Origin of the sequence: Microbacterium trichothecenolyticum (genome assembly GCF_000956465.1) — a bacterium.
Classification (GTDB): domain Bacteria; phylum Actinomycetota; class Actinomycetes; order Actinomycetales; family Microbacteriaceae; genus Microbacterium; species Microbacterium trichothecenolyticum.
The window spans coordinates 19,898-41,934 of record NZ_JYJA01000017.1; the positions used below are offsets into that span (position 1 = coordinate 19,898).

Annotated in this window: 19 protein-coding genes and 1 pseudogene; 9 read left to right on the plus strand and 11 right to left on the minus strand. The window is 68.5% G+C overall.

Going from position 1 to position 22,037, the window contains the following annotated elements:
• Nucleotides 1-8: 8 nt before the first annotated feature.
• The 3 genes and pseudogenes from RS82_RS01020 to RS82_RS01030 form a co-directional block, all read left to right on the plus strand.
• Nucleotides 9-3,173: pseudogene (locus RS82_RS01020) on the plus strand (efflux RND transporter permease subunit); the annotation flags it as partial.
• 1,422 nt (nt 3,174-4,595) lie between these two features.
• The gene (locus tag RS82_RS21480; protein ID WP_052676631.1) at nt 4,596-4,976 is read left to right on the plus strand and encodes a nitroreductase family deazaflavin-dependent oxidoreductase; all 381 of its coding nucleotides are present in this window, start codon (nt 4,596-4,598) and stop codon (nt 4,974-4,976) included.
• A 156-nt stretch (nt 4,977-5,132) separates the two neighbouring features.
• Nucleotides 5,133-5,996: an SMP-30/gluconolactonase/LRE family protein gene (locus RS82_RS01030; RefSeq protein ID WP_045296318.1), complete on the plus strand. Its 864-nt coding sequence runs from the start codon at nt 5,133-5,135 to the stop codon at nt 5,994-5,996.
• 225 nt (nt 5,997-6,221) lie between these two features.
• Here the strand turns inward: RS82_RS01030 and RS82_RS01035 are convergent, their stop codons facing one another.
• Nucleotides 6,222-6,716, minus strand: coding sequence for a hypothetical protein (locus tag RS82_RS01035; RefSeq protein WP_045296319.1), 495 nt, complete (start codon nt 6,714-6,716; stop codon nt 6,222-6,224).
• A gap of 99 nt (nt 6,717-6,815) precedes the next feature.
• Between RS82_RS01035 and RS82_RS01040 the strand changes: the two genes are divergently transcribed.
• Nucleotides 6,816-7,781 carry a hypothetical protein gene (locus tag RS82_RS01040; RefSeq protein ID WP_157005251.1) on the plus strand — a complete coding sequence of 322 codons (966 nt, stop codon included), beginning with the start codon at nt 6,816-6,818 and terminating at the stop codon, nt 7,779-7,781.
• Between the two features lie 135 nt (nt 7,782-7,916).
• On the opposite strand, the gene RS82_RS01045 is transcribed toward RS82_RS01040, so the two are convergent.
• Nucleotides 7,917-8,132 (minus strand): hypothetical protein, encoded by a 216-nt coding sequence (locus RS82_RS01045; protein ID WP_045296321.1) that lies wholly within the window; start codon nt 8,130-8,132, stop codon nt 7,917-7,919.
• An 88-nt stretch (nt 8,133-8,220) separates the two neighbouring features.
• Between RS82_RS01045 and RS82_RS01050 the strand changes: the two genes are divergently transcribed.
• Nucleotides 8,221-9,531, plus strand: coding sequence for a cyanophycinase (locus tag RS82_RS01050; RefSeq protein ID WP_052676632.1), 1,311 nt, complete (start codon nt 8,221-8,223; stop codon nt 9,529-9,531).
• Nucleotides 9,532-9,618: 87 nt separating this feature from the next.
• On the opposite strand, the gene RS82_RS01055 is transcribed toward RS82_RS01050, so the two are convergent.
• From RS82_RS01055 to RS82_RS01090, 8 genes are all read right to left on the minus strand, one after another.
• Nucleotides 9,619-10,512: a MurR/RpiR family transcriptional regulator gene (locus RS82_RS01055; RefSeq protein WP_245619477.1), complete on the minus strand. Its 894-nt coding sequence runs from the start codon at nt 10,510-10,512 to the stop codon at nt 9,619-9,621.
• The gene (locus RS82_RS01060; protein WP_045296322.1) at nt 10,509-11,702 is read right to left on the minus strand and encodes a M20 family metallopeptidase; all 1,194 of its coding nucleotides are present in this window, start codon (nt 11,700-11,702) and stop codon (nt 10,509-10,511) included. The genes RS82_RS01055 and RS82_RS01060 overlap by 4 nt, the downstream gene beginning before the upstream one ends.
• Nucleotides 11,702-12,502 carry an amino acid ABC transporter ATP-binding protein gene (locus RS82_RS01065; protein WP_045296337.1) on the minus strand — a complete coding sequence of 267 codons (801 nt, stop codon included), beginning with the start codon at nt 12,500-12,502 and terminating at the stop codon, nt 11,702-11,704. Before RS82_RS01065 ends, RS82_RS01060 begins: the two co-directional genes overlap by 1 nt.
• A gap of 5 nt (nt 12,503-12,507) precedes the next feature.
• Complete coding sequence (locus RS82_RS01070; RefSeq protein WP_045296323.1) at nt 12,508-13,455, minus strand: amino acid ABC transporter permease; 948 nt, start codon at nt 13,453-13,455, stop codon at nt 12,508-12,510.
• Nucleotides 13,456-13,573: 118 nt separating this feature from the next.
• Nucleotides 13,574-14,548 carry an ABC transporter substrate-binding protein gene (locus tag RS82_RS01075; protein WP_084695387.1) on the minus strand — a complete coding sequence of 325 codons (975 nt, stop codon included), beginning with the start codon at nt 14,546-14,548 and terminating at the stop codon, nt 13,574-13,576.
• A gap of 129 nt (nt 14,549-14,677) precedes the next feature.
• Entirely contained in the window at nt 14,678-15,298 is a 621-nt protein-coding gene (locus RS82_RS20520) for a TetR/AcrR family transcriptional regulator (protein ID WP_084695388.1), read from the minus strand.
• Between the two features lie 17 nt (nt 15,299-15,315).
• On the minus strand, nt 15,316-16,611 hold the full coding sequence (locus RS82_RS01085; RefSeq protein ID WP_045296324.1) for an ABC transporter permease: 1,296 nt from the start codon (nt 16,609-16,611) through the stop codon (nt 15,316-15,318).
• Nucleotides 16,608-17,372: an ABC transporter ATP-binding protein gene (locus RS82_RS01090; protein ID WP_045296325.1), complete on the minus strand. Its 765-nt coding sequence runs from the start codon at nt 17,370-17,372 to the stop codon at nt 16,608-16,610. Before RS82_RS01090 ends, RS82_RS01085 begins: the two co-directional genes overlap by 4 nt.
• 273 nt (nt 17,373-17,645) lie before the next feature.
• Here RS82_RS01090 and RS82_RS01095 point away from each other — a divergent pair, with 273 nt between their 5' ends.
• Nucleotides 17,646-18,560, plus strand: a complete 915-nt coding sequence (locus RS82_RS01095; protein ID WP_045296326.1) for a hypothetical protein — start codon at nt 17,646-17,648, stop codon at nt 18,558-18,560.
• Between the two features lie 91 nt (nt 18,561-18,651).
• Complete coding sequence (locus RS82_RS21605) at nt 18,652-19,467, plus strand: hypothetical protein (protein WP_052676634.1); 816 nt, start codon at nt 18,652-18,654, stop codon at nt 19,465-19,467.
• Nucleotides 19,468-19,834: 367 nt separating this feature from the next.
• Here RS82_RS21605 and RS82_RS01105 read toward each other — a convergent pair whose 3' ends face one another.
• On the minus strand, nt 19,835-20,176 hold the full coding sequence (locus tag RS82_RS01105) for a DUF2834 domain-containing protein (RefSeq protein WP_045296327.1): 342 nt from the start codon (nt 20,174-20,176) through the stop codon (nt 19,835-19,837).
• 202 nt (nt 20,177-20,378) lie between these two features.
• Between RS82_RS01105 and RS82_RS20530 the strand changes: the two genes are divergently transcribed.
• Nucleotides 20,379-20,903: a GNAT family N-acetyltransferase gene (locus RS82_RS20530; RefSeq protein ID WP_052676635.1), complete on the plus strand. Its 525-nt coding sequence runs from the start codon at nt 20,379-20,381 to the stop codon at nt 20,901-20,903.
• Between the two features lie 122 nt (nt 20,904-21,025).
• On the plus strand, nt 21,026-21,490 hold the full coding sequence (locus tag RS82_RS01115) for a hemerythrin domain-containing protein (protein WP_045296328.1): 465 nt from the start codon (nt 21,026-21,028) through the stop codon (nt 21,488-21,490).
• Nucleotides 21,491-22,037 lie beyond the last annotated feature (547 nt).

Here is a 22,037-nt window from a genome sequence, read left to right on the forward strand (position 1 = left end):
GCCTCCGTGTGTCGAACCTCGCCGTTCTGAGTCTCAAGAACCGCGCGCTCATCGCGCTGATCACGATCGTCGCCGCCATCTTCGGCGGGCTCGCGCTCACGAACCTCAAGCAGGAACTGATCCCCTCGATCGAGTTCCCTGCGCTCATCGTCGTCTCGACGTACCCTGGCGCGTCGCCCGAGGTGGTGAGCAACGACGTGTCGGTGCCCATCGAGACCGCCATCCAGGGCGTTTCCGGGCTCGAGTCGACGAGTGCGACGAGCACGACGAATGCCTCGATCGTGCAGGCGTCCTTCACGTACGGCACCGACCTCGCGACCGCCGAGCAGAAGATGACGCAGGCGATCAACCGCATCAAGTCGCAGCTGCCGACCGGCGTCGAGCCGAGCGTCATCTCAGCGAGCATCGACGACTTCCCGGTGATCCAGCTGGCCGTGACCGGCTACGACGACGAGGCGACGATCCAAGCGCAGCTCGAGGCATCCGTCATCCCGGATCTCGAGGATGTCGCGGGCGTCAACGCCGCGCAGATCGTCGGCGGCGTGGGCCAGCGCGTGACGATCACCCCCGACCAGGCGAAGCTCGCCGAGGCGGGCTATACGCAGCAGGCGATCCGCGATGCGCTCGACCAGAACGGCGTGCTGTTCCCCGGCGGCGAGATCACCGAGGGCGACGAGACGCTGACGGTGCAGACCGGCGCGAAGATCTCGTCGGTCGACGAGATCGCGGCTCTGCCGCTCGTGCCGTCGACGGCCGACCAGTTCGTCGCGGGCCCGAAGACTATCGGCGACGTCTCGACCGTCGAAGAGGAGGCCGATCCGGTCACGACCATCTCGCGCGTGAACGGCGAGCCTGCGCTCACGATCGCGGTCACGAAGCTGCCCGCCGCCAACACGGTGGATGTGTCGCGCGGCGTGCTCGCGGTGCTGCCCGACCTCGAGGACTCGCTCGACGGCGCCGAGTTCACGGTCGTGTTCGACCAGGCGCCGTACATCCAGGAGTCCATCGACACCCTCGCGAAGGAAGGCCTGCTCGGCCTCGTCTTCGCGGTGATCGTGATCTTCATCTTCCTGCTGTCGGTGCGCTCGACTCTCGTCGCGGCGATCTCGATCCCGACCAGCATCCTCATCACGTTCATCGGTCTGCAGGCGTTCGGCTACTCGCTCAACATCCTGACCCTCGGCGCGATCACGATCGCGATCGGGCGTGTGGTCGACGACTCCATCGTCGTCATCGAGAACATCAAGAGGCATTACGTCGGCGACGCAGACAAGGGCGACTCGATCCGTCGCGCGGTGCGCGAGGTGGCGTCGGCCATCACGGCGTCGACGATCGTGACGGTCGCGGTGTTCCTGCCGATCGCGTTCGTCGGCGATGTCACGGGCGAGCTGTTCCGTCCGTTCGCGATGACCGTGACGATCGCGATGACCGCGTCGCTGTTCGTCGCGCTCACCATCGTTCCGGTGCTCGCGTACTGGTTCCTCAAGCCCGGCAAGCCGATCCTCGACGCCGAGGGCGTCGCGGTCGATCCGGAGGACCCGGCCGCGCCGCCGAGCCGCCTGCAGAAGTCGTACCTGCCGATCCTCCGCTGGACCCTCCGCCACTCGTGGATCACCCTCGCGCTCGCCGTGCTGGTGCTCGTCGGCACGATCGCCGCCGCTCCCTTCATGAAGACCAACTTCCTGGGCGACTCGGGCCAGAACACCTTCACGATGACGCAGGACATCGGCCCCGCCCCCTCGCTCGAAGCCGAGAGCGCCGCAGCCGAGCAGGTCGAGGAGGTGCTCCTCGGCATCGACGGCATCGAGACCGTGCAGGTGTCGATCGGCTCGAGCGGTTCGGCCCTCCGCGACGCCTTCTCGGGCGGCGGCAGCGGCATCACGTACTCGATCACGACCGACCCCGGCGTCGACCAGGTGGCGCTGCGCGAAGAGGTTCAGGGCGCGGTCGCCGATCTCGACGATGCCGGCGAGATCACCGTCGCCGCGGGTGGCGGCGGCTTCGGCTCCACCGACATCGCGATCGACGTCACCGCTCCCGATTCCTCGACCCTGCAGGACGCGACGGATGCTGTCATCTCGGCCGTCGAAGGCGCCGACGGCGTGGGCCAGGTCACGAGCAACCTGTCGGCCTCGCTGCCGTACATCGCCGTGACGGTGGACCGCGACAAGGCCGCGGAGCTCGGCCTCTCGGAGGTCGCGGTCGGCGCGCTGGTGTCGAACACGATGCAGCCGCAGTCGATCGGCACCGTCGAGATCGACGACACGTCGCTCACGGTGTACCTCGCGGCGTCCGAGACGCCCGCGTCGCTCGACGACCTGCGGCAGCTGCAGGTGCCGAGCGCCACCGGCCCGATCCCGCTCGAGCAGGTCGCGACCGTCGAAGAGAGCGAAGGCCCCACCTCGATCACCACCGAGGGCGGCCAGCGCACGTCGACCGTCACCGTGACTCCGTCGACCGACAACCTGCAGACGGCGACGGCATCGGTGACGACGGCCCTTGCCGACGCCGAACTGCCGTCGGCGGCTGACGCCACGCTCGGTGGTGTCGTGACCCAGCAGCAGGATGCCTTCTCGCAGCTCGGCCTCGCGCTGCTCGCGGCGATCCTGATCGTCTACATCGTGATGGTCGCGACCTTCAAGTCGCTGCGCCAGCCGCTGCTGCTGCTCGTGTCGGTGCCGTTCGCGGCGACCGGCGCGATCCTGCTGCAGATCATCACGGGCGTTCCGCTCGGCGTCGCATCGCTCATCGGCGTGCTGATGCTGATCGGCATCGTCGTGACGAACGCGATCGTGCTCGTCGACCTCGTGAACCAGTACCGCGAGAAGGGCCTGACCGCCCACGACGCCACCGTCGCCGGTGGCTCGCGACGTCTCCGCCCGATCCTCATGACGGCGCTGGCAACGATCTTCGCGCTCACGCCCATGGCGCTCGGCATCACCGGCCAGGGCGGCTTCATCTCGCAGCCCCTTGCGATCGTCGTCATCGGCGGCCTCGTGTCGTCGACCGTGCTGACGCTGCTCGTGCTCCCGACCCTGTACAACCTCGTCGAGGGCGCGAAGGAGCGGCGCGCTGAGCGCCGGCGCCGCCGCGACGAGGGTGACGGCGGTGGCGACGGCGGCTCGGGTCCCGAGGGCGATGGACCGGATGGCGAGTCGGATGCTGCGGCGGCGGGTGTGCTTGTGGGCGCCGGTGTGGGTGCTGCTGGTGCCGAGGCTTCGGGTGAGGTTGCGGGTTCGGGTGCCGTCGGTGCTGCCGGGGCTGCGGGCGCTGCGGCGTTCGAGACCCGGCGGCAGCGTCGCCAGCGTGCGGTGGGCGGCTCGGTCGCGGCCGAGACCTCCGAGGTCGCTGTGCCCGAGATCGAGGAAGGCCCCGACATCGAGGTGTCGGACTCGACGCCTGCACCTATCGAGGCGGAGTCCGCAGCGGAGGGTGTCGCGCCGGAGGCCGAGTTCGCACCCGAGGTTGCTGCGCCTGAGGCCGAGCCAGCTGCCGAGCCCTGGGCGGGGGAGCCGACAGCTGAGGTCGTTGCGCCTGGGGCCGACTCCGCACCCGAGGTTGCTGCGCCTGAGGCCGAGCCCGCTGCCGAGCCCTGGGCGGGGGAGCCGACAGCTGAGGTCGTTGCGCCTGGGGCCGAGTCCGCAGCCGAGGTTGCTGCGCCTGAGGCCGAGTCCGCAGCCGAGCCCGAGGCGGGGGAGCTGACAGTCGAGGGCGCTCCGGCCGAGGCTGAGCGCGCAGCCGTGTCCGAGGCGGGGGAGCCCGATGTGGCGTCCGCTCCACAGGTCGCGGACGCTGAGGAGCCGGCTGTGTCTGAGCCTGGAGCCGCGCAGGCCCCCGATGTCGAGGTGTCGGACGTCACTCCGGCGCCGGCGAGCACGGATTCGAGGGATCGCGATGAGCTCGCAGACGTGGCGGCCCCGGCCTCGGACTCCACGCCCGGCGTGACGGATGACGCCGCCCCGGCGGAGACTCCTGACGAGTCGGAGACCCTCGCCGAGCCCGAGCCCGTCACCGAGTCGGGCGAAGCCGGCAACGCGACGAGTGACGTCGAATCCGAGACCGAGGCCACGAGTGGCGCTCCGGATGGAACGAGCATTGAGCCGGAGTCGGGGGAGTCGCCGGCGTCCGCCGAGCACTCCGCGGAAGACGGTGGTACCGCTACGCGGCCCGATCAGGCCGACGTCGCGGCCGACGAGCCGGAGTCGCCCGCCGGCGAGATGTCACCTGCTGGAGACGAGTCCGACGCGCCCGAGAACGGCGAGGAGCGTCCCCGCGACGACCACTGACACGGGACGGCGTCCTAGCCCGATTGCGGCTGCGACACTCTCCGCGTGGCCGCGCGAATAGGGCGGCCACGCGGGCGTTTTCACCGGGCTGGGTCATCGTGCACCAGAGCCGCCGCGTTCCCAGGCGACGGGCGAGTCCTCGGGCGCGCGCACGCTGGAGGACCGGCTTACGCCCGGCGATCAAGCGCCCAACGACCCGCTGGCGACCGACCTGGCTGTGCTGCCGGGGACGTTGGCCATCAGCGTTACGCCCGGGATGTCTCAACGATCGTGTGGAATGTGTGCCGCAGCGAGATTGCTTCAATAGGTGTGAACAACGACGTCACCACGGCCCTGCACCGAAGTCAGCTCATCGACCTGACGACGACCGGGCGCCGTAGCGGGCTACCTCGCCGCATCGAGATCTTCCTGCACGATGAGGACGGCGTGCTGTTCATCACAGGGATGCCGCGTCGAGACCGCACAAGGGACTGGATACACAACATCACCGCAGACCCCCACGTCATCGTGCACTTGAAGCAGGGCATCCACGCCGACGTCCCTGCCACGGCACGGGTCATCACCGATCCCCACGAAGCGCGGCCGCTCATCGAGGCCGCCGCACGCCGATGGCGCAGAGACGATGTCGACGAGATGATCGCGCACAGTCCGCTCATCGTGCTGACTCCGGCTACCCCGCCCGCCGCCTGACCGCATCCCCAAAGAACTCTGAGGGACCCCCTTTGGGCCCCGCGACCGGCCGGACGGCCTCATCGACGACGCCGCGCACCCCGACGCGGTTTCGGCTCCCAGGATCGGCAGGCCCGTCGGCGCGTTCGGTAGCAACATGACACAGTTGACACTGGAATGACCGAGACCACGCCTCTGATTCAGCCGGGTGCACAGCTGGAGCGCCTGTACACCGGTATGGCGTGGGCCGAGGGACCGGTCTGGCTCCCGGATGCTGGAGCCGTGCGCTGCAGCGATATCCCGAACGACAGGATCCTGCAGTTCGACGCCGCGACCGGCCGCGTAGACGTGTATCGAGCCGGAGTCGAGTTCACGAACGGTCGGACCCTCGATCTCGAGGGTCGGGTCGTGCAGTGCTCACACGGACTGCGCCGGATCGAGCGCGACGTCGACGGGGTCGTGACGCCGATCGTCGATCGGTGGGACGGTGTGCGGTTCAATTCGCCGAACGACGTGGTGGTCACTTCGGACGGCGCGATCTGGTTCACCGATCCGCCCTACGGCATCCTTTCCGATCACGAAGGACACGCCGCGGCGCCCGAGTACGAAGGATGCTTCGTGTTCCGCTTCGACGAGCGGATGGGAGAGCTGCGGCCGGTGATCACCGATATGGTGCATCCGAACGGACTCGCGTTCTCACCGGATGAGACCGTCCTCTACGTGTCGGACACGGCAGGGGCCACGCAGCCGGGCGTCCCCCGCCACATCCGCCGCTACCGCGTGCGCGACGGCGCATGCGATCAGGGAGAGACCTTCGCGCTGATCGGCGACGGAGTGTGCGACGGCCTGCGCGTCGACGCCCGCGGGCGCGTCTGGGCATCCAGCGCCACCGGCGTCGTCGTCTTCGATGCGGAGGGTGTCCGTGTCGGCGCGATCCCCGTTCCCGAGATCGTGTCCAATGTCTGCTTCGGAGGCGAGGACGGTACGACGCTCTACATCACCGCATCCACCAGCCTCTACCGCATCCACATCAACCTGTAACGCCGAGGACAGGGAGGTCCAGCATGCGGATCGTCGTGGTGGGGGCGACCTGGCACGTCGGCGGATATCTGATCCCTGGGCTGGTCACAGACGGCGGTCGTCGGCCATCTCCAAGGACGAAGTCGCACGGTCGGGGACCGGCTTGCGGACGCCTCCCTGGCCGCCACACATCGAGTGAACGCAACGACCGCTCCGGTGGGCGCGCGTTCAGGGCAACGTCATGGGTTAGCGAGGCGCGGGGCGGGTTCGCTCCTGTGCCAATTGTCGCGTGAGGAGTCTGCGTAAGCCTGCATGAGTGCCGAGGAGGCCACGAAGCTCCACGACCGCGATGTCGCGTGCCCATAGGCGCCCGTTGGACATCATCGAGGGGATGCGTTCGGTGGCGACCAGCGCGAGGAGAGTGAGGGCGACATAGGTCCGCGCCCTCCGAGTGGGCCACGTCTCATACTCGCCTTCGCGAGGGATGCTTAGTTCGCCGTCATCATCCACGCCGCCTGAACTGCCGATACGGGCAAGGTCGCCGAGCAGCGAAACCAGGATCGCGTCAGCCGGCAGTCGCCGAGGAAGCCCAGGATTCGGCATGATCTCGGAGAATCCTGGCAGATCGATCCGTGTCGCCCACTTGCGCTGGGGCAGCAGGCCGATCGTGGCGGCGCGGTTGTCGTCAATCTCCGCTCGCAACGCCACACCACCGAGTTCGCGGTCCTGAGTGACCTCCATCGGCAATTCGTTGGTCGCGAGAGCAATGAGCCGTGCCGCGGAGCGAATTGTGTGCTGCGCCGATCGTTCGCGAACTCTGAATGGTGTCATTATCTACCCGTGGAGGCTGGTGACCAGAAACGTGCGTCGTTTGTTCGCAGGTATGGCGTCGCCCTCGGCTTCTTCGGGCTCGCAAACGTTGCGGCAGTTCTCCTGACCGTGCTCTCCATTCCGTGGCTAGTAGTCGTTGGAGTGTCATCTCTGATCGTCGCCGCCGTCGCGGCGAGTATTCGCGTACCCGCCCGAGCTCCGAGAGCGCGAACCCTTCGCGTAATCTACTGGAGCGCCGCACTGGTCTGTGGCGTCGGTTGTTTTCTCGTTCCCGCGGATCTCCAAGGTGCTGCTCTGGTCCTGGCCGGAGTACTAGTGGCGGCCGCCGCCGTGACCGGATTTGAAGGAACCAGTGCGACGGCCGCTTTTGTTTCAGCCAGCGGCTTCGGGCTCGGGCTATCGTCAATCGCCTGCGGTCTTGTCGCGATCCAGGAAGCACTGCGAATCGACGAGCAGATGCAGAGTGCTCGCGAGCGAGGAAGCCCCTTCGCGATTCTGGTTGCGATGGCGGCCGTCTCAGTGTGGGTCGCCGCGCTGGCGCTCATTGGCGCTGGCATATGGATGGTTGTCGCGGCGGTGTTTTGGTACCGCGGAAGGACGAACCGCGACCTTCCGATCTTGGAGGTGCTGGTCAACATTGCTCTGCCGGGCGCGATCGCAATCGGCCTCACCTCGTGGATCTCGGACAAGTTGACTACCCCGACGCTCCTCGTCACAGCGACGAGGAGCGCTCTCGTCGCGGGGGTGGCCGCGACGCTTGTCATTGAACTCTTGCGGCCGATGCGATCCCTTCGACGACAAGTGACGTGGAGTCTGGCCACTTGGTTCAAGATTCGCGCGTCAACTGATGAGATCGAGGGTGACCGGATCAGTTGGTTCGCTTTCCAATGGTTGCGATGGCAGGACGTCTACGAACGGATCGCGCCCGAGGCTCCGGACGAGCACTTCAGCTCTCTCGACAACGAGCGTGGGTAGGCGCGGAGCGTACGCAGCCGTCCGCACCATCGTTGTGGGCGGCTGCTCCTAGCAGCTGACACGTATCAGGCTGCCTGTCGGGCCAGCACCGACGGTGCCTTGATCACGACTGCTCAAGGCGCTCCTGCCCGGACGTCAACCTGGCCGTTCTCGGTGTGTTCCTGTGGTGGTATGTCGCGATCGGGTGACGCGCCCGTCGGCGAACAGCATCCGTTCCCGCGCGTAGCGCAGCACCTCGTCCACGAGCTCCTCGGTCTCGGGCGAGACCGCGTGCATCGCCTCCACGGAGACGCGGGCCGGTGCCGGGTCGTCGGGGCTTTCGACATCGAGCAGGGAATCGAGTCGCATCATCGCGCAGCCTCTTCCGTCGTTCTGTAACATGCATTAGATTCGTGCGCGATAATAGTCATTCTGTATCTCATGTTTCAAAGGAGAAACCGTGCATCGACCCTCCTCCGCGTTCGGCGCCTTCGCCCTGGGCACCGCGTTGGTCCTCGTCCCCGCGGCATCCGCGATCGCCGCACCACCGGTGCAGGCGCCTAAGAAGTCCTCCCCGCACGCCGTCCTGATCGGTGGCAACCTCAAGGAGAACGCCGAGATCCTCCAAGCGATCGTCGACCTCGCCGACCCCGACGGCGCGGGTCCTCAGCATGCGCGCATCGCGATCGTGACGGCAGCCGCTTCGTCCGCCGCGACGCCGGAGCAGGCCGCGAACCCCGACGAGAACAACGCGGCGGCGAACGGCCTCTACTACTCGGGCCTCTTCCAGAGCTTCGGGGCCGAGACCTATTCGGTGCCGATCGACGAGGCTGTCGACTACGCCGGCGATGGCTACACCCCGGCGAGGGCCCTCGACACCGGCGTCGCTGCCGAGATCGCGGCGTCCACGGGCGTCTTCTTCGGCGGGGGCGACCAGATGCGGTACGCCCGGACGCTGTTCGAGTGCGCGGACGCCGAACTCGAGGCCTTCAGCGACTGCGCCGACACGCCGGCCATGACCGCTATCCGCAGCGTCGCCGCCCGCGGGGTCGTCGCCGGCGTCAGCGCCGGACTCACGATCCAGCAGGGGGCGGACATGGTCACGGGCGGAGAGTCGTACCAGGCCTGGCGCGACGGTGCGACCGCCGGTTACCTCGATGACGCCACTGCGCTCGGCTACCTCCCGTACGGCGGCTTCGGCTTCGTCGACGGCGTCCTGCTCGACAGCCACTTCACGACGTGGGGCCGGGAGGGCCGGGCGATCACCCTCGCACTCGCGACCGGGCACCCGTACGTGCTCGGCGTCGACGAGACGACGGCCGTCGTCCTCGACCGCACGACGGGGCAGGGACGTGTCATCGGCGAGCACGGCGCCTCGATCATCGACGTGTCGAACGCGGCGCGGACTGACCAGACCGTCACGGGCGTGCGCTGGAGCTATGCGAACGCCGGCGACAGCATCGACCTGCGCCACAACGCCGCGATCGCCAAGGGCAAGGGCGCGACCAAGGTGAAGCCCGGCGGTGAGGATGCCGCACCCGTCGCCGACTTGTGGGACTCCATCGACGGCGCGGGTGGCGCTTACACGATGCGCGACCTCGGCCAGGCCGTCGTGGCCTCAGCCTCGGGTGTCGGCACAGGCGTCACCTACGAGACCGACCCGCGGTTCGAGACGACCCTGACCCGCGACCAGGGCACACGCGCCTGGACCACGTCCGGCGGCCACGTCTCGTTCGCCGACCTCCGCGTCGAGATCGCCGACGCGGACTGACCCGCGGACTGCGATGCGCCCGGCCGTTGCGACGGCCGGGCGCATCCAACTGTCATTGCGTGCCCCGTGGGGCGGGTCTGAACCCGCTCAGTAGAGGCCGAGCTCGCCGGCCAGCTGATCGGCCTGGGCCATGCGGCCCACGGCCGCGTCGCCGAGCCGGTCGAAGCATCCCGCCACAACGGTCTCGATCAGCGCCATGACCGGTGTCAGCGCGTCGAAGGGGGAAGGCGCCGCCGTTTCGCTGGTGAGAACGACGTCGGCCTCCGACGAGATCGGCGAGAGCCAGGCATCCGTGAAGAGCACGACTGATGTGTGCTGGGCGCGGGCCACGCGGGCGAGCCGCAGCGTGTGCTCCTCGTAGCGCCGGTAGTCGAAGAGCACCAGCACGTCGCGCCGACCGAGGTCGGCCACCATCGCCGCGCGCGCGGACGGCTCGTCGGGGAGCATGCGGACGCGTGGGCGGAGCTGCTCGAGGTGCAGCGCAAGAATTCGTCCGAGCAGCCCGCTGTACCGGCCGCCGGCGATGACGACGGACCCGGATGCTCCCGAGATCAGCTCGACGCATCGGTCGAGGTCGTGGGTGCTGAGCTCGTCGAAGGTGCGCTGGAGCGTGGCCGTCGAGATCGCCGCTGCCCGGCTGTGGAGCGACCCGCTCGGCTCCTCGGCGAGAACCCGGGTCTGGTGGATCCGCAGCGGCGAGGCCGAGCGCTCATCGAGATCGCGGCGCAGTGCCTCCTGGAAGTCGGGGAACCCGCGGTAGCCCAGCCGCTGAACGAAACGCAGGACGGTCGGCCCGCTCACCCCCGCGCGGTCGGCGAGCCGTGCGACCGTCTCGAATCCCGCCGAGGGGTAGGCGGCCAGCAGCACGCGGGCGACTTTGCGCTCGGCAGGAGAGCAGTCGCTCAATCCCCGACGGATCGATTCCGCAATGCCGGCATCGGCCATCTCGAGCACCTCCGCAGTCGACAGTATCGCGCTCACTCGCTCGCGATGCGCACGACGAGGGCGGCGAGCAGAGCGAGTCGCTCAGGAACGCTCTCGAGGTCGAGCCACTCCGACTCGGCGTGGTCGTCGCCGCCGATCGGGCCCAGGCCGTCGAGGACCGGCGTGCCGGTCGCGGCGACGAAGTTGGCGTCCGAGACACCGCCGGTCGCAGCGCCGGAGAGCTCGATGCCGAGTTCCTCTCCGGCCGCGATCGCCTTCTCGAACAGTGCGAGCGTCGACCCCGTCTCGAGCGGAGGGCAGACGGCGAGGCGCTCGACGCCTGCCGTGACGCCGTCGATCACGGTCGCTGCTGCGCGTTCCTCGATCGCATCGAGTGCCCACTCGAGGTCGGCCAGTGTCGTCGAACGCACCTCACCCGAGAGGAGGGCCGCGGCCGGGATGACGTTGGTGCGCTCCCCGGCGCTCACGACGCCGATGTTGACCGCGACATCCGGCCGGATGCCGTTGAGGGCCTGCACATCGAGCAGCAGATGTGCGGCCTCGACGGCGGCGTTGCGGCCTCGGTGCGGCTCGACCCCGGAGTGAGCGGCGCGCCCCCGGATGTCGATGCGCACATCGGCGACACCCTTCCGCGCGACGACGAGGTCGCCGTTCTCCCGCGCGCATTCGAGGCAGAGCGCAGCATCCGCTTCCGCCGCGAGCCCGGTGAGAACACTGCCGGACGCGGGCGAACCCACCTCCTCGTCCGGGGTCAGCGCGATCACGAGCTCGGCGAAGTCGGTGAAGCCGGCGTGGATCAGCAGCTCGGCCGCGTGGACCCCGGCCAGCGCGCCGCCCTTGTCGTCGCAGACCCCGGGCCCGTACGCCCGCCCGCCCTCCTCCCGATAGGGCCGCGCGGCCGCAGTGCCCTCGACGAAGACGGTGTCCAGGTGCGCGAAGAGCAGGATGCGTCGGCTGCCGCTCCCCCGCAGGCGCCCGACGACGACGCCGCCGAAGCGCCTGCCCGCAACGGCAGGAGTGGGGATCCGCTCGACGTCGAGCCCGAGGGACGCGAGCCGAGCGGCGCACCAGTCGCCGACGGCGTCGACACCGGCCGGCGAGTCGGAGCCGGAGTCGATCGAGACAAGCTCGGCGAGCTCGCGCCGGAAGACGGGCATGGCCGCCTGCGCGAGGTCGCGGAGCGCGACCGCGGACGGCGGCGCGGCGGCGCGTGGAGCGGCCGTCATCACAGCACCTTGGCGAGGAACGCCTGGGTCCGAGCTTCACGCGGGTTGACCAGCACATCCGCCGGGCGACCCTGCTCGACCACGACGCCGCCGTCCATGAAGACCGCTACGTCGCCGACCTCGCGGGCGAAGCCGATCTCGTGGGTCACGACGATCATGGTCATGCCGGATGCCGCGAGGTCGCGCATGACGTCGAGCACGTCGCCGACGAGCTCGGGGTCGAGCGCCGACGTCGGCTCGTCGAAGAGCATGACCTCGGGGTCCATCGCGAGGGCGCGGGCGATCGCGATCCGCTGCTGCTGACCGCCCGAGAGCGCGCTCGGGTAAGCGCCGGCCTTGTCGCCGAGACCGACGCGGTTCAGCAGCTCCGCCGCGCGCTCCTTGGCCGCAGCGCGGGAGGTGCCGCGCACCTGCATCGGCGCCTCGATGATGTTCTCCAGCGCCGTCATGTGCGGGAAGAGGTTGAACCGCTGGAAGACCATGCCGACGCCCCGGCGCTGGCTCGCGACATCCTTCTCGCGCAACTCGTAGAGCTTGCCGTTGCGCTCCTCGTAGCCGACAGTGCGGCCGGCGACGCGGATCATGCCGGCGTCGATCTTCTCGAGGTGGTTGATGCAGCGCAGGAACGTGGACTTGCCTGAGCCGGAGGGGCCGAGAAGGCACGCGACCTGTCCGCGCTCGACCTGGAGCGTGATGCCCTTGAGCACCTCGAGCGAGCCGAAGCGCTTGTGCACGTCGCGCGCATCGATGATCGCGGTCGTGTCGGTCGCGAGGGCGTCGGTGGGTTCGGTGGGGAGCATGATGGTCACTTCTTTCCGCCCTTCCAGGTGCGCAGCACGCGGCTGACGGCCGACTCGCGGGCGCCGGCGACGCCGCGGCCGAATCGGCGCTCGAGCCATGCCTGCGGGATCGCGAGGATGCTCGTGAGCGCGAGGTACCAGATCGCCGCGACGATGAGCAGCGGGATGATCTTGAAGTTCTGTGCGTAGGCGGCCTGCAGGTTCGACATGAGATCGCGGCCGGCGATCACCGACACGAGGGCCGTCGTCTTGAGCATCGTGATGACCTCGTTGCCCATCGGCGGAACGATGACGCGCATGGCCTGCGGCAGCACGATGCGCCGCATCGTCCGCCCCGGCGTCATGCCGAGAGAGTGCGCCGCCTCGGTCTGGCCGTGGTCGACGGACTGGATGCCGGCACGCACGATCTCGGAGGCGTAGGCCATCTCGTTGAGGCCCAGTGCGAGGAGGGCGGCGATGGTGGCCGGGATCAGGTCGCTCGTCTCGACCGACCAGAACTCGATGCTGGTGAAGGGGATGCCGAGCACGATCTCCGGCAGGAAAGCCCCGATGAAGCCCCAGAAGATGAGCTGCAGAAGCACGGGCGTGCCACGGAACACCCAGACGAACAGACCGCTCACCACCCGCATGACGGGGTTGGGAGAGAGGCGCATGATGGCGACGACGATGCCGCCGCCGAGCCCGATCGCCATGGCGGCGACGGTGAGGAAGATCGTGGTCGCGAGACCCTGAAGCGTCAGTGGTGCGAACAGGTACTCGCCGACGGTCGGCCAGTCGATGTTGGGATTCTGCGCGAAGGCGAGGGCGAGCGAGGCGGCGACAAGGCCCACGATGATGCCGGACACCCACCTCCACGGGTGGCGCAGCGGGACAGCGGTGATAGGCGCGGGGCTGCGGGGCTCCGATGCGTCCCCCGCGGTCGGGGTGACGACCTGCGGCGACGGTGCGGCCATGATGCTCCTCGGTGAGTTCAGGTTCGTGGTGGGGTGATCGATCGGTTTGCGGAACGGCGTGCCGCTTCCGCGGTGAACCGGTGCGGCCGCCGACGACGGCGGCCGCACCGGAGTCGGCTCAGGAGTTGGCGCCGTTGATGGTCGCTGCGTCGATGCCGATGCCCTCCACGCCGAATTCGCCGAGGATCGCCGTGTAGGTCCCGTCATCCATGAGGCTCTGGAGTGCCGCCTGGATCGCTTCGGCGAGCTCCTGGTCGTCCTTGAGCACCCCGATGCCGTTCAGCGTCGCATCGTAGCCGTTCGGGGCGGTGGAGTCCTCGACCACCATGAAGGTCTTGCCGTCGTTCGTCGTCTTCGCGACGTACCCGGCGCTGGGCTTCGTGAGCAGCGAGGCGACGGCCTTGCCCGCGGTGATCGCGAGCTGGGCGTCGGAATCCGAGGGGAACTCGCTGAGGTTCACGGGCTCGAGGCCTTCGGCCTTGCAGTCTGCCTGCCACACTTCGTTGACGAGGTCGACCTGGCTCGTCGCGGTCTGAACGGCGACGTCCTTTCCGCACAGGTCGAGGTAGGTCTCGATCTTGTCGGGGTTGCCGGCGCGGGTGAGGATGCCGGTTCCCGACGCCGAGTAGTCCACGAACGTCAGCACATCCATGCGCTCGACGCTCGAGGTCATCGCCGACATCGCGACGTCGAAGTTGCCGGCCTGGAGGGCGGGGATGATGCCGTCGAAGCCCTGCTGGGCGAAGTCGAAGTCGATGCCCAGCTTGGCCCCGATCGCCTGGCCGAGGAGCACGTCGACGCCCGTGAGCTCCTCCGAGCCTTCCTCGACGAACATCTCGAAGGGTGCGTACGGGGCGTCCGTCGCGACCTTGACGGCGCCGGCCTCGGCGACGTCGGCGGGGAGCAGCGCGCGCGCATCCTCATCGACGGCGATGTCGGTGCCCAGGATGTCGACAGGGGCGGCGGACGCTCCCTCGTCGGAGCTCTTGTCGGCCCCCGAGGCGGCGGTACAGCCGGCGATGAGGATGCCAGCAGCGGCGAGCGCGGCGGTCGCGAGACTGGCGCGGCGCAGGCGGGGGGTGAGGATTGCCATCGGTGGACCTTTCTCGTGGGAGCTCGACGGTGAGCGCCGGTCCCATCATGTAACAGGCATTACGAAATGTCTAGTTAACCGAACGCAAGTAACGAAAGTTCCAGGGTGACATGGGCTCGGAGGCCGCCGTCACCCCAGTTTCGCGAGCGTGGCGGAGAGCACCTCGCCGATGGCGGAGGGGTCGATCTGCGGCGCATCGCCCGCCTCGACCTGCTTGGCCCAGGACTGCCCGATGTACCGCATGACTCCCGCGAGGATATGCGTCGTGAGCTCCGCCTGCACGGCGAGGCGCGACGCATCCTCTGATGGGAACTGCGTGCGCAGCCGTAGCAGGATGATCTCGGCGAGCTCCTGCTCGAGGCCGGCCAGCCGCTCCATCTGCCTCGCCATGAGGGCGGAGCTGGTCCCGACGGCCCGGATGCGGCGGGCGAGGAGCTCGGGATCGGCGGCCATGGCACCCGGATCGATGCGGATGAGCTGGGCCGCGCCGATCAGAAGCGGTCCGCTCGACACGATGAACTCGCGTGCCGCCCGCTCGTCGATCGATGGAGGACCGGCGCCGATGACCGCGGCATCCTTCGTCCGGAAGTGATTGAAGAAGGTGCGCTGGCTGACGTGGGCCCGGGCGCAGATCATGTCGACCGTCACCGAGTCGTAGCCGTGCTCGATCACGAGATCGATGGCGGCACGCTCGATCGCGGCGGTCTTCGCGACGGCGTCGCGTCGCCGCGGAGGCGGTGGGGTCGACATGATCTGCACTCCTGGGGTCACTCGTACCGTAGCGACTCGATCGGGTTCTGGCGCGCCGCCCGTCGCGCCGGGAGGACGCCGGACAGGAACGCGATGACCGTGATGATGCCGACCACAGCGATCACATTGACCGGATCGAACAGCAGGATCCGCAGGCCCGGAAGGTCGGCCAGCAGGGTGTCGGCCGCGACGTTCGCGATCGCCGACCCCACGAGGATCGCCGCGAGGGCCCCGATCGTCGCTCCCAGCAGCCCGATGACCGCGGCCTCGAGGCTGAACAGCGCGAAGACCCGCCCGTTCGACATCCCCATCGCCTTCATGAGGCCGATCTCGCGAGTGCGCTCCTGCACGCTCATGAGCAGCGTGTTGACGATGCCGAAGGATGCGGCCAGCAGTGCCACGACGGCGAAGGTGCTCAGCACCCCGATGATCCCGTTGATGACCGTCTGCACGACGCCGAGCTGATCCTCGATCGTCTGCCCGGCGAGGTCGTCGGCCTGGAGGTCGGACTTCACGGCGGCGATATCGTCTTCGGTCACTGCTCCGCCGCTTCCCGACCCGTCCAGATACGCGACAGCGATCGGCCAGGCGCGCGGCTGCCCGGGAACGGCCTGCGCATCCGCCACCTCTGCGGTGAGCGCCGAGTTGGTCCCGGCGCCGGCGGCGAAGAGGCTCGCACGGGCCACACCGACGACCGTCGCCTCGACCTGCTGCTGCGCCTGCTCGGCGTCGGTGTATCCGAGGCTGACCTTCTGGCCGATCGCGGCATCCGCGTCCTCGAAGCCCAGGGCGCTCACGTAGTCCTCAGGCAGGACGATCTGGGCTTCCGAGGAATCCTGGTCGAGCTGCTCGCCGGCGACGAGGTCGCTCTGCCCGATCGAGGACGTCGGGTTGATGTCGACCTCGTAGCGCGCGCCGCCGCTGGATGCCTCAATCCAGTCGACCGAGATCTGGTCGATCGCGTCGACGCGGCGCACGCCGTCGATGCCGTCGATCGTGTCGACGTCAGCCTGATTGAGGAGTGTTCCCGAGGTCAGCGGCGTCGCCTGGCCCGACTGCTGGCGCCCGTCGGGGTCGTACTCGGTCGGGCCGTCGGACGTCGACGTCGTCGCAGCCGGCGAGACGAGGAGGATGTCGTTCGCGCCGAGCGTCGCGACCTGACGCTGGACGTAGTCGCTGACGCCGGCTCCCAGAGCTGTCGTGAGCGTCAGGGCGAAGGCTCCGACGAACAGGCTGAGCACTGTCAACGTCGTCCGCAGCTTGCTGCGGAAGGAGTTGCGCGCAGCAGCGCGGAGGATGTCTGCGGTCTTCATCCGCTCACCCCCTCGGTCGCGAGATCGCCAGGCACGGAGTCTGCGGCGATGAGCCCGTCGGCGATCGTGATCGTGCGATCGCAGCGGCGGGCGAGATCGGCGTCATGGGTGACCACGACGAGTGTGATGCCACGTTCGCGCTGCAGCCCGAAGAGGATCTCCTCCACGGTCTGACCGGTCGCGGAGTCGAGATTGCCGGTCGGTTCGTCGGCGAAGATGACCGACGGGTCGTTCACGAGGGCGCGGGCGATGGCGACTCGCTGCTTCTGGCCGCCGGAGAGATCGTTGGCTCGGTTGTCGGCTTTGTCTGCCATTCCGAGCGCGGTGAGCGCATCCATCGCCCGGCGCCGCCGCTCCCTGGCGGGCATGCCGCCGATGACGAGAGGAAGGCTCACGTTCTCGAACACGGTCTGCCCGGCCGTGAGGAAGAACTGCTGGAACACGAAGCCGAACTGCGCGTTCCGCAGGGCGTTGGCGTCGCGCTCGCGAAGGACGGCGACGTCGCGCCCGTCGATTTCGATGCGTCCGCCCGTCGGGCGGTCGAGCAGGGCGAGCAGATGCATGAGGGTGGACTTGCCCGAGCCGGACTTGCCCACGATCGCCAGTGACTCGCCGCGGCGCACCTCGAGGTTCACACCTCGGAGGGCGTGGAAAGCGGCATCGCCGCGTCCGTAGGTGCGGGTGACGTCGACCGCTCGCACGACGGGTGACGGATGCTGTCGCCCCTCGTCGACGAGGGGCGGACGGGTCTTCTCGGGCATGCGATTCCTCTCCGCTAAATTACAGTGACTGCATCTTATGCATCAGTATCTGCCAAACAACTGCGTGAGCGCTAAGAGAACCCCCTCCCTCCAGCCGCCCGGTCGTCGGATGCCGATGCGGAGTTCGGCGTGCGCGCGAATGTTCGACGGGTGCATCCGCACGGAGCCGATATCCGGAAGACACCATCGAGCGCAGCTCTTCTCGCGCGGACCCATCGAGCGGTCTGCGGGAGTGGCCGTGAGAAGTCGATCCCGAAGGGGACGAGGTATCCGATGTCATCTTCCGTCGAAGCGTCGCAAGCACGTCGAGGCGTCCGTATCGACCGCCGTCTCGTGGGCCGCGCATGCGTGGTCTTCTTCGCGGTAGGCCAGCTCGTCTCCAATCTGGCGTTCACGCTCTGGTCGCCGAACCAGCTCCGATCCGGAGTCGAGTTCTCGCCGCTGATCCCGCCGGGGGCGATGTTCTCGATCTGGGCGGTCATCATCACGGCGAGCATCCTGTGGTCGATCCTGCAGCTCCGCCCGGCGGTGCGGGAATCGCCCCTGAGGGACCGTCTCGTGGCGCCCCTGAGCGTCGTCTACGCCGGCTTCGGCGTGTGGCTGGCGGCGGCATCCCTCGGTCAGCAGTCGCCACTGACACTCGTGGTGTTCGTCGTCATCGTGGCCGCCCACGTCGTCGCGTGGCGGAGGATCACGGCCCACCGGGAAGAGGTCGCCGGATGGCGACGCATTGACCGCACGGTTCTGTATCTGTCGGAAGGGCTGTACGCCGGATGGACCTCCATCGCCCTGTACCTGAACGTCGCCACCGTCGTTCAGGCGACCGGCGCCCCCATCGGCGGGGGCTGGGGCACCACGTGGCAGCTGCTCGTCGTGGCGGCAGCCGCTGGAACCGCGGTCCTGTTCGTCGTGATCAGCCACGGGTCCATCTGGTACACGGCGACCGCGTGCTACGCGCTCGTCGGTGCCACGATCTCATCGACCCTCGGCGGCTTCACCGCGTTGGCCCTCGCCCTGGGGATCGGGATCATCGCGATCATCGGGTCGACGATCACGGTCCGAGCGTCGACCGACGCCGGACGCGCGTCGGATGAGGAGAACGGCCCGGACGGGGCTGATACGGCTGAGGGCGCGCACGACTCCAACCGAGCCTTTGGGCCCAAGAGCACCCGAAGATCCGTCTTGTGAACCCTGTCGCTGCCGCCCCTGTCGGGGCGTAGCGTGACAACGTGGCGAGCTCAAAGACGCGCACACCCGGCGCGGGCAGGATCGGCTGACGATGGATGCCGCTGCCCGTGCGGAACTGGCCGCACTACGTCGCCGCGCGTACGACCGGGACGCCGACATCGCCGGGGACGAAGTCGCGTTGGAGCGTCTGTCCGAGCTCGAAGGGCTCGCCCTCGCAGCCCGGTCTGAGGCCGCACCCGCGCCGTCATGGACGGCAGGCACCCCAGGGCCCGAGGCCTCCACCCCCGATCCCTTCACTCACCGAGGACCGGCATCCGACGCGGGCCCGACGGCCGACGGACCGGCCACAGGCCGCCCCTCGCCCCGCCGCCTTCTGATCGTCGGCCTCGTCGCCTCGGTCACGCTGTTCGCGGCCGCCCTCGGCGCGGTCGACGGGGCGCAGACGGTGCCGGACCCGATCCGCGCTGGCGCGGCCACCACGCCGTCTCTCATAAGGCCCGCTGCGACCGACCTCACCGCGAACGGTCGTGTGTCCATCCCTCTGCTCGTCGACAGGGTGCGCGGCGAGTTCATCGACGTCTCCTCGCGGCCCGATGCGCCGATGTTCCCCGCCAACGGCGTGACAATGTGGGCGCAGCCACTCGGCGTCCACTACGGATGGGCGCTCTGGGTCGCCAGAGTATCGAGCGGGCACGGACCGCAGAACTGCCTGCTGCTGACCGATGGCGCTGCGACCGAAGTACAGTGCACGCCCCACGATGCCACCGCGGAGCGGGCGGTTGGAGTGTCGCTCGCCTTTGACAAGCTCGCCGAAGATCAGCGGCCCCCGGGCATGACACCCGATCAGCAGGTGACCTTCGGATGGGGCGGCGCGGCCTACATGACCATGGAGATCAACGACAGCTGATGTGTCCTCTCACCGCCTTGCCCCCGAGGTCCGGCGTTACCGTGAACAGGCGGCGAGCGAGGCAGGAGGACTCGCCGCTCGGGATCTTCCTGGCGAGGCCCGCGAGCCCGGGCTGGTTCGAGATGGCCGCGCCGGATCGAAGGAGGTGACCCCATCAGTCGAGCCGCTCCACGCGCAGGTTCCGCGCAACCAGCGATCATTCCCCCTGCTCGCGGAGAGATCCCCGCGAGTCATCGATCGCACGTCGTGGGGCCTCGCACCGACGCACTGAAGCTGGCGACCGGTCGGCTCCCTCCCTCAGGCGCGATCAGTCCCTCAGGCGCGTTCAGCCGCAGCCCCGCATCGCCGCCCCGCATCGCCAGGGGCGTCACAATTCGGAGCGGGCGAGCTCGGTGGTGCGTCGCTGGCGCATCGCGAGGAACAGCGGGAAGGTGAAGGCAAACGCGGTGATCGCCGCACCGGCGACGTAGAGCCAGCCGAAACGCATCCGCAGGCGCCGAGCCTCGACGATGATGAAGATGCTCCCTGCGACAGCTACCACGAGCAGGTCGACCGTGAACGACGACACGGCAGGACCACTGGTCGCCAGGTCGCCGAGGTAGTCCCGCATCTGGATGATCGCGAGCACGTTGAAGTACCAGGTGCCGATCAGGCCGACGATCGCGAGCCCTAGGTAGGCGAAGGCGAGCGGTGTCCAATGACGTCTCATGACTCGATCATTGTCGGGTATGGATCCCCACGCCGCGCCTACTTTGTCGCGAGCCACGCCCGCATCGTGAAAGACCGCGGCCGCCTTGCGTGCGGAATGGCACGAGCGCGCGGTGCCCGGTTGAGGAACCTCCGGACTGGGGAAGCACAGGGTGGTGTCGTGAAGCTGTTCCTGTCTCGCGGCGCGCACTACGCTCGGCGACGTGATCATCCGGTCGGCATCGCTCGACGACCTCGCGGAGATCAACGCCGTCCATGAAGCGTGCGGCAGGCGAGCTTGGGACTTCGCAGTCATGAGCGATCTCGACGATCGGCTCGTCGTGGTCGCAGTCGTCGACGGCAAGATCGTCGCAGCCGCCAAGACGCATCACCAATCGGCCCCCGAAGGCGGTGCGCCGGAGGGGTATTACCTCGGTGGTCTGGCCGTACATCCTTCCCATCGCCGAGAGGGCATCGGTCTGGCTCTGACCCGGGCGCGCGTCGAGTGGGTGTGGGCGCGTGCCGATGCCGTGCACTACTTCACCGACGAAGACAACGTCGCCTCCTTGCAGATGCATGCGGCATTCGGTTTCGAGGAGATCGCGCGACTTTCCACCATTCTTGGCGCGCAAGCCAACCGCGAGCACCTCGTTCTGTTCCGTGCCACCCGGCCGGAGAACCAACGCGGCGTTGTCGCGCACCACGTACGTCCACGCGGGCCGGCGGACGCTGAGCAATCGCGATCGTGAGCGCTGGCACTCAAACCACGATGCCTGCCGCGACTAAGCTGGCACGGCGTTGCCTGGTCCCATGATCAGCTCGGCGCTCGAACAAGGCGGTCACTTATGAAAGCTCGTACCGATATCGTCGCGTGAGCGACATTCCCCGGCTCGTCGCATGGCGACGACAGCTCCTCGAGGCGCACTCACGGCTTCGTCTCGCGCTCGCCACCGCACAGGAGGCAGCCCGCGACGACGGTGATGTCCCGGACGCTTCGCGAGACCTCCTGCTCTTCTGCCACGGGTTCTGCGTGGCCCTCGACGGACACCATCGAGGGGAAGACGCGCTGCTCTTCCCAGCCCTCGTCGCGCAGTACCCAGAGGCTGCTCGCGTCGTCCGCTTGCTCCAGCAGGATCACGACATGATCTCCACCCTTGTGACCCGCTTCGACGCGGCGGTGCAATCCGCCGCATCCCCCGCGAGCCTCGCGCAGCATCTGGAGGGCTTCGCGGCGATCATGGAGTCGCACTTCCGATTCGAGGAGCGAGAGCTGGAGCCCCTGCTCGACAGACTCGAACTTCGGGCCGACCCCGACGCGGTCTTTGGGTCGCTGTGACCCGCCGCCGCACAGTCACCGATCGCAAGGTCCGGGCTTCGGGTTGAAGTCCGGCCGCTGCTGCGGCCCCTCGTGGTAGTCGTCGAGTCCGCCCGGCGCGCGTCGTGCCGTCCCCGCGCCGCCAGCGTCCGGGTGGCCGGCGCCTGTCGCCCACAGTTGAGGAAGGGGTTCACGTTTGGACGACTTTCCATAGGGCGCCGAGGCGTTCTTCGCACGTGCACGCTCACACCGCGCGATCACGGGTCCGGCTCGGACGCCCGCCCGCGTGTGGATTCCGGTGCCCACCACACTGGGCGGAGGTCAGATTTGGGCCGAGGATTCTGCGCGGCCGCGCAGAATCCCATGGCGCACAGTCGCCCCGGCCGGCTATTCACGTAGCCCCCTTTACTCGCACCGTCGATGCCGCTAGCTTGTGCTCATTGTCGGCGGCGCTGCAGAACTGGTCGATTCCGGCGCTTGAAAAGTGAACGGTTGCGGGCAGTCTAGTCAGGCGTTTCTGCGGTGGTGGTGCGGATGCTGGGGAGGCTGTCGATGCCTCGTCCGCGGA